This window comes from Clostridium acidisoli DSM 12555 (assembly GCF_900176305.1).
Lineage (GTDB): Bacteria > Bacillota > Clostridia > Clostridiales > Clostridiaceae > Clostridium_I > Clostridium_I acidisoli.
Map to the genome: position 1 here is coordinate 44,639 of NZ_FWXH01000008.1, position 16,194 is coordinate 60,832.

At 30.0% G+C, this 16,194-nt stretch carries 13 protein-coding genes; 12 read left to right on the forward strand and 1 reads right to left on the reverse strand.

All coding sequences use genetic code 11. The features are described from left to right. Window position 1 precedes the first annotated feature (1 nt). The 3 genes from B8978_RS11465 to trpA are packed head-to-tail and all read left to right on the forward strand — an operon-like array spanning window position 2 to window position 2,593. Window positions 2-631, forward strand: coding sequence for a phosphoribosylanthranilate isomerase (locus B8978_RS11465; protein ID WP_084116171.1), 630 nt, complete (start codon window positions 2-4; stop codon window positions 629-631). Continuing rightward, window positions 628-1,809, forward strand: a complete 1,182-nt coding sequence (gene trpB, locus B8978_RS11470) for a tryptophan synthase subunit beta (RefSeq protein ID WP_084116172.1) — start codon at window positions 628-630, stop codon at window positions 1,807-1,809. Before B8978_RS11465 ends, trpB begins: the two co-directional genes overlap by 4 nt. Beyond that, window positions 1,802-2,593, forward strand: coding sequence for a tryptophan synthase subunit alpha (gene trpA / locus B8978_RS11475; protein WP_084116173.1), 792 nt, complete (start codon window positions 1,802-1,804; stop codon window positions 2,591-2,593). Before trpB ends, trpA begins: the two co-directional genes overlap by 8 nt. A gap of 105 nt (window positions 2,594-2,698) precedes the next feature. Here trpA and B8978_RS11480 read toward each other — a convergent pair whose 3' ends face one another. Continuing rightward, window positions 2,699-4,426, reverse strand: a complete 1,728-nt coding sequence (locus tag B8978_RS11480; RefSeq protein ID WP_084116174.1) for an alpha-glycosidase — start codon at window positions 4,424-4,426, stop codon at window positions 2,699-2,701. Window positions 4,427-4,681: 255 nt separating this feature from the next. Here B8978_RS11480 and B8978_RS11485 point away from each other — a divergent pair, with 255 nt between their 5' ends. From B8978_RS11485 to B8978_RS11525, 9 genes are all read left to right on the forward strand, one after another. Continuing rightward, a complete protein-coding gene (locus tag B8978_RS11485) occupies window positions 4,682-5,353 on the forward strand; it encodes an AraC family transcriptional regulator (RefSeq protein WP_176212683.1) in 672 nt (223 codons plus the stop codon). Between the two features lie 265 nt (window positions 5,354-5,618). After that, window positions 5,619-6,827 carry a sugar ABC transporter substrate-binding protein gene (locus B8978_RS11490; RefSeq protein ID WP_084116175.1) on the forward strand — a complete coding sequence of 403 codons (1,209 nt, stop codon included), beginning with the start codon at window positions 5,619-5,621 and terminating at the stop codon, window positions 6,825-6,827. An 81-nt stretch (window positions 6,828-6,908) separates the two neighbouring features. Then, entirely contained in the window at window positions 6,909-7,871 is a 963-nt protein-coding gene (locus B8978_RS11495) for a carbohydrate ABC transporter permease (RefSeq protein ID WP_207651884.1), read from the forward strand. Window positions 7,872-7,873: 2 nt separating this feature from the next. Continuing rightward, window positions 7,874-8,755, forward strand: a complete 882-nt coding sequence (locus tag B8978_RS11500) for a sugar ABC transporter permease (RefSeq protein ID WP_084116176.1) — start codon at window positions 7,874-7,876, stop codon at window positions 8,753-8,755. A gap of 93 nt (window positions 8,756-8,848) precedes the next feature. Next, window positions 8,849-10,798 (forward strand): amylo-alpha-1,6-glucosidase, encoded by a 1,950-nt coding sequence (locus tag B8978_RS11505; RefSeq protein ID WP_084116177.1) that lies wholly within the window; start codon window positions 8,849-8,851, stop codon window positions 10,796-10,798. Window positions 10,799-10,907: 109 nt separating this feature from the next. Further along, a complete protein-coding gene (locus B8978_RS11510) occupies window positions 10,908-11,918 on the forward strand; it encodes a LacI family DNA-binding transcriptional regulator (protein WP_084116178.1) in 1,011 nt (336 codons plus the stop codon). 362 nt (window positions 11,919-12,280) lie between these two features. After that, the gene (locus B8978_RS11515) at window positions 12,281-13,171 is read left to right on the forward strand and encodes a DUF4380 domain-containing protein (RefSeq protein WP_084116179.1); all 891 of its coding nucleotides are present in this window, start codon (window positions 12,281-12,283) and stop codon (window positions 13,169-13,171) included. After that, window positions 13,168-13,818, forward strand: coding sequence for a beta-phosphoglucomutase (gene pgmB, locus B8978_RS11520; protein ID WP_084116180.1), 651 nt, complete (start codon window positions 13,168-13,170; stop codon window positions 13,816-13,818). Before B8978_RS11515 ends, pgmB begins: the two co-directional genes overlap by 4 nt. Window positions 13,819-13,846: 28 nt before the next feature. Further along, window positions 13,847-16,144 carry a glycoside hydrolase family 65 protein gene (locus tag B8978_RS11525; RefSeq protein ID WP_084116181.1) on the forward strand — a complete coding sequence of 766 codons (2,298 nt, stop codon included), beginning with the start codon at window positions 13,847-13,849 and terminating at the stop codon, window positions 16,142-16,144. Window positions 16,145-16,194 lie beyond the last annotated feature (50 nt).

Below are 16,194 nucleotides of genomic sequence, written 5' to 3' on the forward strand. Positions count from 1 at the left end.
GATGACCCAAATAAAGATATGTGGATTAAAAAGAATGGAAGATGTGGATTATGTAAATGAACTTTTACCGGATTATATTGGTTTTGTATTTGCAAAGAGTAGAAGACAAGTAGATTTAAAACTGGCAAAGACTTTAAGTGAGAGGCTTAATCCTAAAATAAAAAAGGTTGGCGTTTTTGTTAATGAAGACATTGATAAGGTGAAAGCAGCTATAAACGGTGCCTCTTTAGACATACTTCAATTTCATGGGGACGAGGATGGAAAATATTTATCAAATTTTAAAGACTTTATAGTGTGGAAAAGTAAATCTATAGACATATCCTTGGAAAAAATATCGAATAAGTTTATAGCTGACCTAAATGAATACAATATTGATGCAGTGGTGTTAGATAGCAGTGAAAGAGGCAAAGTTGGGGGAACAGGTAAAAGTTTTAATTGGGAACTTGCAGCTGAAATTAATTTAACTTCAAAACTCATATTAGCAGGCGGATTAAGTATTGATAATGTATGTGAAGCAATAAATATTGTAAAACCATACGCAGTTGACATATCAAGTGGAGTTGAGACTAATGGGGTTAAGGACTTTAATAAAATAAAGAAATTTATAGAAAAAGTGAGGAATATAAAATGAATGGTAGGTTTGGAAAGTTTGGAGGACAGTATGTCCCAGAAACCATAATGAACGCAGTAATAGAACTTGAAGAAGAGTTTGAAAGTGCAATGAAAGATGAAAAATTTATAGCTGAATTTAAATATTATTTAAAAGATTATGTTGGAAGAGAATCGCCACTTTATTATGCAGAAAATTTAACAAGAAAATTAGGTGGAGCAAAGATATATTTTAAGAGAGAAGATTTAAATCACACTGGTGCTCATAAAATAAATAATGCATTAGGACAAATACTTCTTGCTAAAAGAATGGGCAAGAAAAAGGTAATAGCGGAAACTGGCGCAGGTCAGCATGGAGTTGCAACAGCCACTATTGCAGCTATGTTTGGCATGCAATGTGAAATCTTTATGGGTGAAGAAGACATAAGAAGGCAAGCTCTCAATGTATTTAAAATGAAGATATTAGGGGCAAAAGTTACAGCGGTAACAGCAGGAACGGGAACCTTAAAGGATGCAGTAAATGAGGCAATGAGGCAATGGGTAACTTGCATTGATGATACATTTTATGTAATAGGAACTGTTATGGGACCACACCCATATCCGGTTATGGTAAGAGAATTTCAAAGGGTAATTGGAGACGAAGCTAAAAGACAAATTGTAGAAAAGGAAGGAAGACTTCCAGATTATATATTAGCATGTATTGGTGGTGGAAGTAATGCCATGGGCATTTTTTACCCTTTTGTAGATAACAAAGATGTAAAACTTATAGGTGTTGAGGCTGCTGGTCGTGGAGTGGATACAAAGGACCACGCTGCAACTATAACCAAGGGATCGGTAGGCGTAATTCATGGAATGATGACTTATGTACTTCAAGATGATGATGGACAAATACTTCCAGCATATTCAATTTCGGCAGGTCTTGATTATCCAGGGGTAGGGCCAGAACATGCTTATTTGCATGACATAAAAAGAGCTGAGTATGTATCCATTAAAGATGATGAAGCAGTAAAGGCATTTGTAGATATATCAGCTATTGAAGGAATAATACCAGCATTAGAAAGTTCACATGCACTTGCTTATGCAATAAAGCTGGCGCCTACACTTTCAAAAGACAAACTCATGATTGTAAACATATCCGGAAGAGGGGACAAGGATATAAACACTATAGCAAATGTAATGGGGGTAAATCTGAATGAATAGAATAGATTTAAAGTTTAAGGATTTGAAAAACAAAGGTGAAAAAGCGATGATATCATTTATAACTGCTGGAGATCCTGATTTTAAAATCACAGAAGAGCTTGTATATGGAATGGAAGAGGCAGGCGCAGACATTATTGAACTTGGAATTCCATATTCAGATCCAATAGCAGATGGTGTAACCATCCAAAAATCATCGGCAAGAGCTCTTAAAAATGGTACAACAATATCAAAGATAATGCAGTGTGTTAAAAACATACGAGTAAACACTGAAATACCTTTAGTGTACTTAGTTTATTATAATTCAGTATTTAAGTATGGAATAAATAGATTTATTGAAGAGTGTAAAAAAGTGGGAATTGATGGAATTATAATACCGGATCTGCCAATTGAAGAGAGAAAGGAAATTTTAAATATTGCAGATAAATTTGAAATAGCGTTAATACCATTAATAGCTCCAACTTCAAAGGAAAGAATTGAAAAAATAGTTACTAATGCTAGTGGATTTATATATTGTGTTTCAACTAATGGTGTTACGGGTACTAGAAGTGAGATAGATACAGATATAAAAGCATACATGGATACTGTGTCAAAATTTACAGATATTCCAAAGGCCATTGGATTTGGTATATCAAGTGCTAAAATGGCTAAAGAACTTAAAGAGTATTGTGATGGGATAATTATTGGAAGTGCTATTGTTAAAAAAGTTGATGAAACAGAAGATACAGAAGAAATGCTCAAAAATGTTAAAGGATTTGTTAGTGAGGTTAAAAAAGTGTTACGCTAATGGCTGTTAAGCTCTAAATAATTTCACTTTGCTTTCAGGAAAAGCATAATAAAATGATTCTTCTTCGTAAGTTAGAAGAATCATTTTTTTTAAATAGTTTCTGGGTTAAATTAATTTAAATATTTTAAAACCCATAGGTTCTAAGCTTAAATCATTGTATGATTTTTTTCTCTGTGAAGTAAAAATATCTATGGCAATATGGTCTAGAGATATATTAATACTACGTTCTTCATCATTATTATTAATAGCAATGAGTATGGACTCACTCTTATAACTTCTTTTAAAAATCAATACATTGTCTTTGCAATAAAGTGTTTTGTAATCGCCATAAATTAAAACTTTATTATTTTTTCTAATAGATATCATAGTTTTGTAAAGGTTAAATAACTCTTTGTTTTGTTTTTCTTCTTCCCAAACCATACATTTTCTACATTGGGGATCGTCACCACCATTAAGGCCTATTTCATCACCATAATAAATATATGGAACTCCTTGATAGCAAAATTGAAATGCAATTGCAAGCTTCATCCTTTCTATATTATCGTCACACTCCGTTAGGAATCTCTTAGTATCATGACTGCCAATCAAATTCCAGAGTTGTCTTGTTATGCTGTTCATATAAAGTGTCCTGTTAAAAGATAATATATCGTCAAACTTTTCAACACAGATGCTCCTATTAGCAAAAAAATCAACTAAAGCATATTTAAAAGGATAATTCATTATGCTGTCCATCTGATCTCCTTTTAAGAAGGAATTTGCTTCATGCATTATTTCGCCAATAATAACAGCATCTTTATTAGCTCCTTTAACAACTTTATTAAAGGCTCTCCAAAAATCATGGTCGATTTCATCTGAAACATCAAGTCTCCAACCATCAATCCCTATTTCTTTTATCCAATATTCTCCCACATCCAATAAATACTTCCTTACTTCTTTATTATTAGTATTAAGTTTTGGCATTTTACTAACACCATTACCAAAAGTGTAGTAGTTAACCTTATCTGTACTAACTGGATAGTCATCAATAAAATACCAATCTTTATATTTTGAAGCTTCTTGATTTATTAATAAATCTTTAAAGGCGAAGAAATCACTTCCTGAGTGATTAAATACGGCATCAAAAATAATTTTAATCCCTTTTTCATGACATTTTTTTACTAACTCCTTTGCTGTATCCAAGGTTCCAAATTGAGGATCTATATCATAGTAATCAGCAGTATTATATTTGTGATTTGAACTTGATTTAAATATTGGAGTTAAGTAAAGCAAATTAACACATAAGTCTTCTATATAGTCTAACTTATCAATAATTCCTTTAAGATCTCCACCAAACTTAGAATTGATAGTTACGGAACTACCCCATGTAGAAGTATTTTCTGGGTCATTTGCAGTATGTCCATTATAAAAACGGTCTGGAAAGATTTGATATACCACGGATTCTTGCAGCCAGATAGATTCTTTATATAAATCTCCAGGTGCCAAATAAGCAAATTGAAAAGCTGTGAATTCCTCTTGAACTTTCTTGGAATCTCTAAAACCTCTTTCATCAAAATACACTTTTGTATTATTAGTATCAATTAACTCAAAGTAATATCTATATCGATTCCTTTTTATAGATATTTCAGTTTCAAAATAATCAAATAAGTTAGCTTGAGCTACAATTTTCATTTCTTTAACATAATAAGGAGTTTGCGAATTATATCTATCTCTATAATATAGATTACATTTTTTTATATCATTTTTTGCTGTACGTATTCTTATTAGTAGTGTGTTCAAATCTTTACCATAGGCATAAGGTGTTTCCGTAATATGATATACTGCATGTCTATTCATTTATATCAACCTCACTTTTATATATGTTTAACGTATTTATGGTGAAATTATAGCATAATTATTTAGTAGTAATTGTATATAATTAATAAAATATGTATATATATCGTACTATTTTATATACAATATTGAAGTAGATTTTTAAATATGCTAATGTTATATCACAGGTATATGCAAAAAAATAACAAATCTATATTATAGCCTTTTTTGGTTTATTGGTTTAGAACTCTGCTTATTTGAAATTAGGAGGTGTAAATATTGCTAGAAACCTTTGAATCTGATAGGTATATTTTTAATAATGACATATCATTTTTAATTGAGTCAAAAAACATGGGAAAAGTATTAAAAAATTTAAAGGAAAAACATCTGCAGGAAGAAAAAAATGGACAATCGATTAGGAATAAAAAAAATGATTTAATTATTTGGAATGCTATATACACTAAGGAAATTATAAAAAATGGAGTATCTAAAAGTGCTCTACACCCTTTATATAATAAATTCTATGATAAAATTCAGATTATTACTAAGTTAGAAGAACTACAAGAACTAGAAATTAGCATGGCAAATTCATATTTTTATATTCTAATAAACGACATTCAAGTAACTGATAATTTTACGATTAATAAAATGCTTCAATACATACATGTTAATATTGAAAATTACTTGTCTCTTGATAAATTATCTAGAGATTTAAATATCTCAGCAGGTTATGCAAGCAATTGTTTTAAAAAATATATGGGCATTTCAGTTATGAGATACGTGCAGAAAACAAAAATAGACAGGGCAAAAAACTTACTATTAAGTACAAATAAAAGTATTTTATATATTGGAATTTTATTGGGTTTTTATGATCAAAGCCATTTCAGTAGAACCTTTAAATCAATAGTGGGAATGTCACCAACTATTTATAGAAATAGAAATTATTCTTAAAAATTCCAGATTAATGTTGACTAATATATTTAAAAAGCATATAATTAAGGCAAATGTTGCGATCGTTTGCATAACATATTTTTACATGCAACATAAGTATTAGGATAATTATATAATCATAAACAAGACCGACGTGTTCATATTATTTATAATATTGGACATGAGTGAGGAAAATCCTTTTGATGTAGTTTGAAGAGCTCTAAGCCTTAATAAGCAGGGAGTTTTACAAAAATAGCTATATAAATTATTTATAGGGGGAAGAATCATGAATAAAAAAGTAAAAACAATATGTTCAGTTCTATCAGCTCTTTTATTAGTAGCAGCTTTGGGAGGCTGTTCATCAAGTACTAGTTCTACAACAAAATCAGGAAAACATCTTATAGTTTGGTCACATTTAACAAAACCAGAAATTACGGAATTAGATAAAGTAGCTCAAAAGTGGGCTAAGCAAACTGGTAATACGGTAACAGTTCAAATGGATTCATTAGACCCATCAAAAAGTCAACAATTTTTACAAGCAGCTAAAAGTAGTAAAGGTCCTGATATTATGTATGGAATGGCCCATGACAATTTTGGAACCTTCCAAAAAGCAGGGCTATTGGAGCCAGTTCCATCAGGTATAATCGATACATCCAAATATGTGGACACATCAATTAAGGCAGTATCTTATGACGGAAAAATGTACGCTGTTCCGATGAGTATTGAAACATATGCATTATTTTATAACACGGATAAAGTTCCAACTGTACCAACAACGGTAGATGATTTAATAACACAAGCTCAAAAAGTTGGATTGCAGTATGATATTAACAACTTCTATTTTAGTTATGCTTTTATGGCTGCTAATGGAGGCTACGTATTCAAAGATAAAGGAAAAGGAGCTTTAGATGCTAACGATATAGGTCTTGGAAATGAAGGATCAGTGAAAGGATTACAGACAATTCAAGATTTTGTTACAAAATATAAATTTATGAGCGCCGACATAAAAGGTGATAAAGCAAAGGCAGCATTCCAAAATGGAACAATTGGATTTTATATAAGTGGACCATGGGATGTTAGTGACTTTACAAAAGCAGGTGTTAAATTTGCAGTTGCACCACTTCCAGGAGGAATGCCTTCATTCGTTGGTGTGCAAGCATCATTTGTAAATTCTAATTCAAAGAATAAAACAGAGGATTGGGAGTTAATGAAATATTTACAAGAAAATAATGAATCAGTAATTAAAGCAGGCAGCAGAATACCAGCACTTAATTCAACACTAGATAAACCAGAATTTAAAGATAATAAGATTACTTCAGCTTTCGTTCAACAAGTTAAAAATGGTCAACCAATGCCTAATATTCCAGAAATGCAAGCTGTATGGACTCCAGTTGGAAACGATTTAACATTATTAACTCAAGGAAAATTAACCCCAGAAGCAGCAGGAAAAACCATGCATGATCAAGTTGTACAAGGAATATCAATAATGAAATAGCTTTATAAGGAGAGTAAAACTCTCCTTATAAAAATTTAAGGACATAATGTTATCAAAATATAGATTACAGGAGGGTTATTAATGGTAAGTTTAGAAAAAAGAAAGAAATCAGATAAACCAGTTATGAAAAAGAATCTATACGATAAAATAAGACCATATGTATATCTATCCCCTGCATTAATTTCAATATTTATATTAGCTTTTTTGCCTATTGTCTATACTGTCTATATTGCCTTTACAAACTACAACTTAAATCATTTGAGTGATTTTCATTTAATAGGTATAGGAAATTTTGTATCAATTTTTAATGGACCATTTAAATCAGTATTCTTTCCGGTCTTTGGATGGACAATTATATTTGCGGTTATTGGAACATTTGGATCCTTCGCTATAGGCTTGTTTTTTTCAATATTGCTAAACAATCCTAATATGAAAGAAGCAACTGTATATAAGGGACTTTTAATTTTACCTTGGGCACTTCCAGCAACTATTGCGACTTTAGCTTGGCAAGGACTACTAGATCAGAAGTATGGTGGAATTAATATCTTATTAAAAGATTTACATCTTATTACTACAGGAATTCCATGGCTGACGAACCCATTTTGGGCTAGAGTAGGGATTTGTATTGCAACTCTTTGGCTTGGTTTTCCTTATATGATGAATGTATGTATTGGAGCACTTTCAAGTATTCCTGATGCTTATTATGAAGCAGCAGAAATTGATGGGGCAACTAAGTTTCAAAAGTTTAGGAAAATTACACTGCCATCAATAACATCATCATCGTTACCACTTTTAATATCTTCTTTCTCATTTAATTTCTCAAATTTAGGTGCAGCTTACCTTATCACACAAGGGTTACCAGCAAGAGCTAGTACTCAATTTGCTGGATACACAGATATACTTGCATCAACAACATATAAACTTTCTACCCAATATACAAGATATGACATGGGAGCAGCATTTTCAATAATATTATTTTTAATTATTGGTACAATTAGTTTTATAAGCTTCAAATTTTCAGGAGCATTTAAGGAGGTAGATTAATTATGAAAGTAAAAACTGATGAGATAATAAAAAATGATTTAGTTTATAAACATAGATTAAGACCAAGCGAAGCAAGGGATCTTTGGATTTCAAGAGTTATAATTTGGATTTCTATATTGATTGTTTTGTTTCCTGTATTTTCAGTAGTTACGGCTTCATTAACTAAAGGTGATACTTTCTTTTCCACTACATTGCTACCTAAGGCAGTAACATTTAGCAATTATACAAAGGTTTTGCAAGGAACTGATTTTAAAATATGGATGAAAAACAGCATGATTTTATGTATATCTGTTGCTCTAATACAATTAATAATCAGCATTTTTGCATCATATGCTTTTTCAAGAATGAAATTTAAAGGAAGAAAAAATGGACTAATGGCACTGTTAATTCTTCAAATGTTTCCAACTACTATGACTGTTCCTGCAATTTTAGGTGTGGCTTACAAATACGGATTTATTGATCAATTTTGGATTCTTATTTTGCTTCTAGCAGGGGGGAGTGCATATAATATTTGGCTATTAAAAGGTTTTATTGACAGTCTTCCTAAAGAACTAGATGAGGCCGCTAAGGTTGATGGGGCTAGTCACTTTCAGGTATTCACTAAGATAATACTTCCATTATCAAGACCAATGTTAGCTGTTATATTTTTGTTCAGTTTTGTTAATGTTTATAGTGAATTTGCATTTACTAGTGCTTTAATGAAGGATGCAAGTAATCAAACTTTGGCAACGGGGTTACAACAATTTATATACAATCAATTTTCGGCCAATTGGACTCAGTTCTCGGCAGCAGCATTTATGGCAACACTTCCAGTAGCTATTTTGTTTATGTTATTACAGAGATTTATTGCTAAAGGTCTTACTGCTGGTGCGGTAAAGGGCTAAATAAAATTGTATTATTGTAATTTAACAATACAAACGGTTGTATTGTTAAATTACTTCTATTTTATAACAAATTCACGGAAGGAAACATTTAATATGAAGATTAATAAGAGAGGATTAACTGATTTTTATAAAGCAACCTCTAAGGAATATCTATTAACTAATGGATTAGGTGGATTTTCAGCAGCTTCTATATGTGGGTGTAATATAAATAAATACAATGCATTACTTGTAGCAGCGCTGGTGCCTCCAATAAATAGAAGAGTATTACTCTCAAAATTAGATGAAACTATTTATATAGAGGACAAAGAATATAAAATTTATACAAATCAATACGGTCCCAAAAAATTTGAAAATGGATTTGTATTTCAGCAGGATTTTGAATATGATTATTTTCCTAGGTTCAAATATATTCTTGGAGGAATCATAATTGAGAAGAAAATTACCATGGTATATGGTGAAAACAAAACAGTAATTAGCTATAGTATAAAAAATATAGATAAACCTGCAAAGGTTTCTATTGGTGTTTTAGTGAATAATAGAGATTGTCATGAGATAACTAAAATGTATGATTTTCAATGTTATCAAAAAACTAATAAAAATGGAACTAATATAAAATTTGATATAAATGACACACAAATTTTTATTCAATCAGATAAGGCTTTGTATAGTGAAAAAGAAAAATGGAGTGAAAGCTTTTATTATACAGAAGAGAAAGAAAGGGGCTTTGAAGCCAGTGAATATAATTTTAAGGCGGGAATCTTTGAAATTTCATTAGAACCTATGGAGAAAGTTAATTTTACTATTGTAGCTTCAACTAATAAAATAGAAAACACTGACGGAGAAAGTTATTTTATTAATGAATTTAATAGAAAAAATGAGCTTATAAAAAAAATCCCAAATTGTGATGAAAAAATGAAAATATTAACACTTTCATGTGATCAGTTTATTGTAAAAAGACAATCTACAAAATCATCCACAGTAATAGCAGGATATCCTTGGTTTACTGACTGGGGTAGGGATACAATGATAGCTTTTACAGGACTCACATTAGTAACAAGGCGATATGAGGATGCAAAAGAGATACTTTTAACTTTTTCAAAATATATAAAAAATGGTTTGGTTCCTAATATGTTCCCAGACAATGGAGAGGAACCTTTGTATAACACAGTTGATGCTAGTTTGTGGTATTTCATTTCGGTTTACAACTATATTAAATATACAGGAGACTATGATTTTGTGAAGGAAAATATATTTATGCATTTAACAGATATATTGAAATGTTATATAAATGGAACTGATTTCAATATTGGTATGGACAAAAAAGATTGTTTGCTTACTGCTGGAAATAAAGATACACAAATTACATGGATGGATGTTAAAATAGGAAATTTTGCTGTTACCCCTAGACATGGCAAAGCAGTAGAAATAAATGCTTTATGGTATAACGCTATATGTATTTATGTGGAGCTTTGCAAAAGATTTAACATAGAATGTAAAATTTATGAATCTATTAAAAACAATATTAGTAATAATTTTTTAAAACAATTTTGGAATGAAAGTAAATGCTATCTTTATGATTATATTAACGATAAAGAGGTTAATGATGATATAAGACCTAATGCAATTATTGCTATTAGCTTACCATTTGAAATAGTGCCAAAGAAATTTGCTGTAAAGATAATTAACAATGTTTTTGAAAAATTATATACAATTTACGGACTTAGAAGTCTTAATAAGGAAAACCCAAAATATAAAGGTGAATACATTGGAAATAGTGAGATGCGAGATTTGTCATATCACCAAGGACAAGTATGGACATGGCTTATGGGACCGTTTATATCTGCAGTTAATAAATATTATACAGATAAGGAATTTACAAGAAATATTTTTGAATTATTTTATCAGCAAATAGAAGACAAATGTGTTCAAAACGTTTCTGAAATATTGGATGGAAACTATCCACACAGGCCAAGAGGATGTTTTGCTCAAGCATGGAGTGTGGGAGAAATGCTTAGGGTTTATTATGAAGATGTAAAAATATAGATTATAGACCCTAATAATAGTATTTTCGCATTGACATTGATATGGAATTTATATAAAATGATTGTATGAAATCGATTGTATAATATATGAATCTAGGATGTGAAGAATTATGAGTGTCACTATAAAAGATGTAGCTAGAGAAGCAAATGTATCACCATCAACAGTATCAAGAGTTATTAGTGGAAGTGCTAGAATAAGTGAGGAAACTAAGACAAGGGTTAGAGAAATAATAAAAAAATTAAATTATCATCCTAATGTTGTTGCAAGAGGACTTGCCAATAAAGTAACTAAAGTTATTGGTGTAATACTAACTAGTGAAGCTGATGATTTATATAAAAACCCTTTTTATATACAGGTTATGACGGGTATAAGTGAGCATGCCAAAAAAGCAGGATATTATATCATGTATACATTTTGCGCGACTTATGAAGAGGAACTTAAATGCACTAAGGATTATGTAAATGGAAATTTAGTTGATGGAATAATACTTACAACAGTTAAAACAAATGATGAATGTATTCAATATCTAAAAGAAATAGATTTCCCATTTGTTGTAATTGGAAGACCGGAAGATACAAAACATGTGTTATGGGTTGATAATGATAACTTTCAGGCTATGTATAATGTTGTAAATAACCTGCTATTTAGAGGATATAAGAGAATAGCGTTTATTGGAGCTAAAACTGAACGAAACATGTCAAAGGATAGACTAGCAGGCTACGTTAAGGCTCTTATAGTTCATGGAGTTACATTAGATATGCATCTTGTAAAAGAGGCAGGAGATTTCAAAGAAAAATGCGGATATAGAGCTATGAATGAAGTTTTAGAACAAGAAGTGCCATCTGCATTAGTTACAGTAGATGATCTTTTAGCTTTCGGTGCAAGCAGAGCTTTAAATGAAAAGAATTTAGACAAAGTGCCAATTGTTGGCTTTAATAATATTCCACTATCAGAATATCATAAACCTGCAATATCGTCAGTGGACATTAATGTAAGCAAAGTTGGATACTATGCCTCAAAATTATTGGTAGACAAACTAAAAAATGATATTAAGGAAAATCATTATATTATTGAAACTAATTTAATTGAAAGAGAGTCAACGAAATACGATAAACTATAAGTTTAAAGCAAACCATAAATTCCAATCCTAAATATAGCTAAAAGTATATTATTTAATTCATAGATATACTTTAAAGCTACGTCAAAAAATATTAAATGGAAATCCTAAATAAAATACTTATTTATCCAAAATAAAATCAAATATAACTATATATATTATTGACTAAAGAAAATATATAGTTTATAATAGTAATAAATGCAAACGATTGCACATATTACTGATATACTTACCAAAATAATTAATTTGTAGATAAAACTAAAGTTAATATAGGGAATAGATGGTATATATGTTCATAAAAACGGGAAAAAGTTATTATTTTTTTATAGATGCAAACGATTGCAAATTAAGGGGGTGAATTATTTATGGGAAGGTATTCAATAATTAAAAATAAAGATGTACAAGAGATAATAGTTGATAATGGAATAATAAAATTAGTAATTGTACCAGAACAAGGTGGAAGAATTGTAGAGTTTTCGAAAAACAATATAAACATATTGTTTAGAAACGAGAAATACAAATATTCAAAAGGCGACATTAAGAAAAAAAGAGAACAGGAAAATTGGATTAATTTTGGTGGATATAAAGGTTGGTGCGCACCACAAGGTAAATGGGGGTGGCCACCATTTTTTGAAATCGATTTAAACACATTTTCTTATAAAATAGCTAAATGTGAAGACAGTATTTCAATTGAATTAAAAAGTATTAAATTGAAAGAGTTAGGGCTTCAGTTCATAAGAGAAATTATTATTAAGGATAATTGTGATTATATAAACATAAAAGAGACAATTGTAAACGTTGGAAATGATGAAGCCAATTGGTCAGTATGGGCTAATACACAAGTATTAACTTCCGGATATTGTGAGGTAGGACTCAATTCAGATCCCTATTTTGGAGGAGTAACTTTATATCAAGATTTTGATATGCCAACTACTAAAAATTATAATATCTATAAAAAAAACAGCAATAATAATTTAAAAGTAATTTGTGATAATAACGCTAAATTTAAAATAGGAGTGGTTACTGATAATGAAGAAATAAAATACTATTATGTTGCAAATGAGAATGAAAAACTTTTGTTCACTATTAAATTTAACTATGAAGGAAAAGTTGTTTATCCACATGGAAGTAATGTGGAGATATTTGTGGATGATGAACTAAATTATTCTGAGATAGAGGTACTTGGAGGAGAGAGCAGGATGAAACCAGGGGAAAGTAAAAGTTTAGAGTTAGTTTGGAGGCTTGAATCGATATGAGTAAAATAGAAGCATGTATATTTGATTTGGATGGAGTAATTGTGGACACAGCTAAATATCATTATTTGGCGTGGAGGAAACTTGCTGAGGAATTGGGATTCCAATTTACTGAAGAACAAAATGAAAGACTTAAAGGTGTAAGTAGAATGGAATCTTTGGACATACTTTTGAAACTTGGGGAGGTTAAGGTGAGCAGCGAAGAAAAATCCAGGCTGGCAGAAAAGAAAAATAGTTATTATTTTGAATATATATCAAACATGAAAAGCAATGAAATTTTGCCTGGAGCTGAAGAATTTTTAAAAATAGTAAGAGAGAAAGGAATTAAAACGGCGTTAGGATCAGTAAGTAAAAATGCATCTACAATATTAGATAAACTTAGTTTAAATGACTATTTTGATGTAATAATTGATGGAAATAAAGTGACACATGCAAAACCTAATCCTGAAGTGTTTTTATTAGGAGCCAAGGGATTAAATGTGAACCCTAAAAATTGTGTTGTCTTTGAAGATGCTAAGGTAGGAATTGAAGCTGCTATAAATGCAGGAATGTATTCTATTGGCATTGGAAATAGCAAAATTTTAAGTGAAGCAAATTTCGTTATAAATTCATTAGAAGAAATGAAGCTTGAAAGATTTAATTTGTTATAAATTTTTAATTTAGAATGGAGGGCTTATAGTGAAGAGATATTTAGGTTTAGACCAATGGAATATTATAGAAAATGACTTTAAAGATGAGAATAATAAGGTATCAGAAAGTATTTTTAGTTTAGGAAATGGATATATGGGACAGAGAGCAAATTTTGAAGAAGGTTACTCAGGAAGCTCTCTTCAAGGAACATATATGGCAGGTATTTATTATCCCGACAAAACAAGAGTCGGATGGTGGAAAAATGGATATCCAGAATACTTTGCAAAAGTTTTAAATTCTACAAATTGGATTGGAATTGACATATATATTGGAGATGAAAAACTTGATATATCAAAATGTGATGTAAGTGAGTTCAGTAGAATACTTAACATGAAAGAAGGGTTTTTATACAGAACTTTTATTGCTAGGCTTAAGGATGGAAATGAAATAAAAATTGAGGCAAAAAGATTTTTAAGTATAGTAGACAAAGAAATTGGGGCTATAGAGTATTCTATAACAAATTTAAATTTTAATGGAGATATAACTATATCACCATATTTAGATGGTGATATTAAAAATGAAGATTCCAATTATGATGAGAAGTTTTGGGATGAAATATCAAAGTTATCTGAAGATAAAAATTCATATCTAACTATGAAAACAAAAAAATCTAATTTTTATCTTTGCTCAGGGATGAAATATGATATTTTTAAGGATGACACAAAGGTTAAATTTAATGCACAGGTAAACGAAAAAGAAAAGTTTATTGGTAATACAATAAGGTTAAATTTAAATAAAAATGAAAAAGTAACAATTTTTAAATATGTGGCAAATGTTACTTCTAGAGATGTTAATATAGATGATATACAGTCTGTAACAAAGAATATACTAAACAGAGCTTACGATAAGGGTTTTTATAAGTTATTAGAAGAACATGCAAAAGCATGGGATAAAAAATGGAAAGAAAGTGACATAATTATTACTGGAGATCTAGCTGCGCAGCAAGCAATTAGGTTTAATATTTTTCAATTAAATCAGACCTACACAGGTGAAGATGATAGACTTAATATTGGACCTAAAGGTTTTACTGGAGAAAAATACGGTGGAAGCACATATTGGGATACTGAGGCGTATTGCATTCCATTTTATCTATCTACTGCAAATCAAAAAATTTCTAAAAACCTTTTAATATACAGGTATAAGCAACTTGAAAAAGCTAAAGAGAATGCAAAAAAATTAGGCTATAAAAAAGGTGCATTATATCCAATGGTAACTATGAACGGTGAAGAATGTCATAATGAATGGGAGATTACCTTTGAAGAAATACATCGAAATGGAGCAATAGCATATGCTATATACAATTATGTAAATTATACTGGAGATAAAGATTATTTGACTGAATATGGTTTAGATGTATTAGTTGAGATATCAAGATTTTGGGAAGAAAGAGTAAATTATTCAGATGCAAAAGGTAAATATGTAATTCTAGGAGTAACTGGACCAAATGAGTATGAAAACAATGTAAACAATAATTGGTATACTAATAGAATAGCAGCATGGACTATGGAATATACATTAGAAGTTTTATTAAAATTAAAAGATGAAGCGCCACAAAAATATAATGATTGTATTAAGAAGCTTAAACTAAAAGAATGTGAAGTCAATAAGTGGAAAGACATTATAAAAAATATGTATTACCCCATGGATGAAAAATTCAATATATTTTTGCAGCAGGATGGATACATGGATAAGGAGCAAATATTGGTAAAGGATTTACCTAAAGAAAATCTTCCACTAGGTAAACATTGGTCTTGGGATAGAATTTTAAGATCATGTTTTATAAAACAAGCAGATGTTCTTCAAGGATTATATTTTCTTGGACATTTATATGATGACAATACAATAAGAAGAAATTATGAATTTTATGAGCCAAGAACTGTTCATGAATCATCTTTATCACCATGTATACATTCGATTTTAGCATCAAGATTAGGCATGAATTATAAAGCTTATGAAATGTATCTTCAAACATCAAGACTAGACATAGATAATTATAATGATGATACAGAAGATGGTTGTCACATAACTAGTATGGCGGGAACGTGGATGTCAATTGTTGAGGGGTTCGGAGGCTTAAAAGTAAAAAATGATGTATTGACATTGAATCCTTCTATACCTGAAAAATGGGAGACTTTTTCTTTTAATATTATGTATAGAGGTTTTTTGCTTAAGATAAGGGTAGAAAAAAATCATGTTAAAATTAGTAATGATAGCGATAAAGAAATACAAGTAGTAGTTAAAGATAATTTATATACTATTTTAGGGAAAAAGGCTATAGAGATTTAATAAGATTAGGACAAAGAGTTTAACATTAATTAATACTTTGTTAAACTCTT

Bases quoted from the DNA above. Each gene is read 5' to 3' on its own strand.
- B8978_RS11465 (WP_084116171.1), top strand. From the start codon at position 2: ATGACCCAAATAAAGATATGTGGATTAAAAAGAATGGAAGATGTGGAT.
- trpB (WP_084116172.1), top strand. From the start codon at position 628: ATGAATGGTAGGTTTGGAAAGTTTGGAGGACAGTATGTCCCAGAAACC.
- trpA (WP_084116173.1), top strand. From the start codon at position 1,802: ATGAATAGAATAGATTTAAAGTTTAAGGATTTGAAAAACAAAGGTGAA.
- B8978_RS11480 (WP_084116174.1), bottom strand. From the start codon at position 4,426: ATGAATAGACATGCAGTATATCATATTACGGAAACACCTTATGCCTAT.
- B8978_RS11490 (WP_084116175.1), top strand. From the start codon at position 5,619: ATGAATAAAAAAGTAAAAACAATATGTTCAGTTCTATCAGCTCTTTTA.
- B8978_RS11495 (WP_207651884.1), top strand. From the start codon at position 6,909: ATGGTAAGTTTAGAAAAAAGAAAGAAATCAGATAAACCAGTTATGAAA.
- B8978_RS11500 (WP_084116176.1), top strand. From the start codon at position 7,874: ATGAAAGTAAAAACTGATGAGATAATAAAAAATGATTTAGTTTATAAA.
- B8978_RS11505 (WP_084116177.1), top strand. From the start codon at position 8,849: ATGAAGATTAATAAGAGAGGATTAACTGATTTTTATAAAGCAACCTCT.
- B8978_RS11510 (WP_084116178.1), top strand. From the start codon at position 10,908: ATGAGTGTCACTATAAAAGATGTAGCTAGAGAAGCAAATGTATCACCA.
- B8978_RS11515 (WP_084116179.1), top strand. From the start codon at position 12,281: ATGGGAAGGTATTCAATAATTAAAAATAAAGATGTACAAGAGATAATA.
- pgmB (WP_084116180.1), top strand. From the start codon at position 13,168: ATGAGTAAAATAGAAGCATGTATATTTGATTTGGATGGAGTAATTGTG.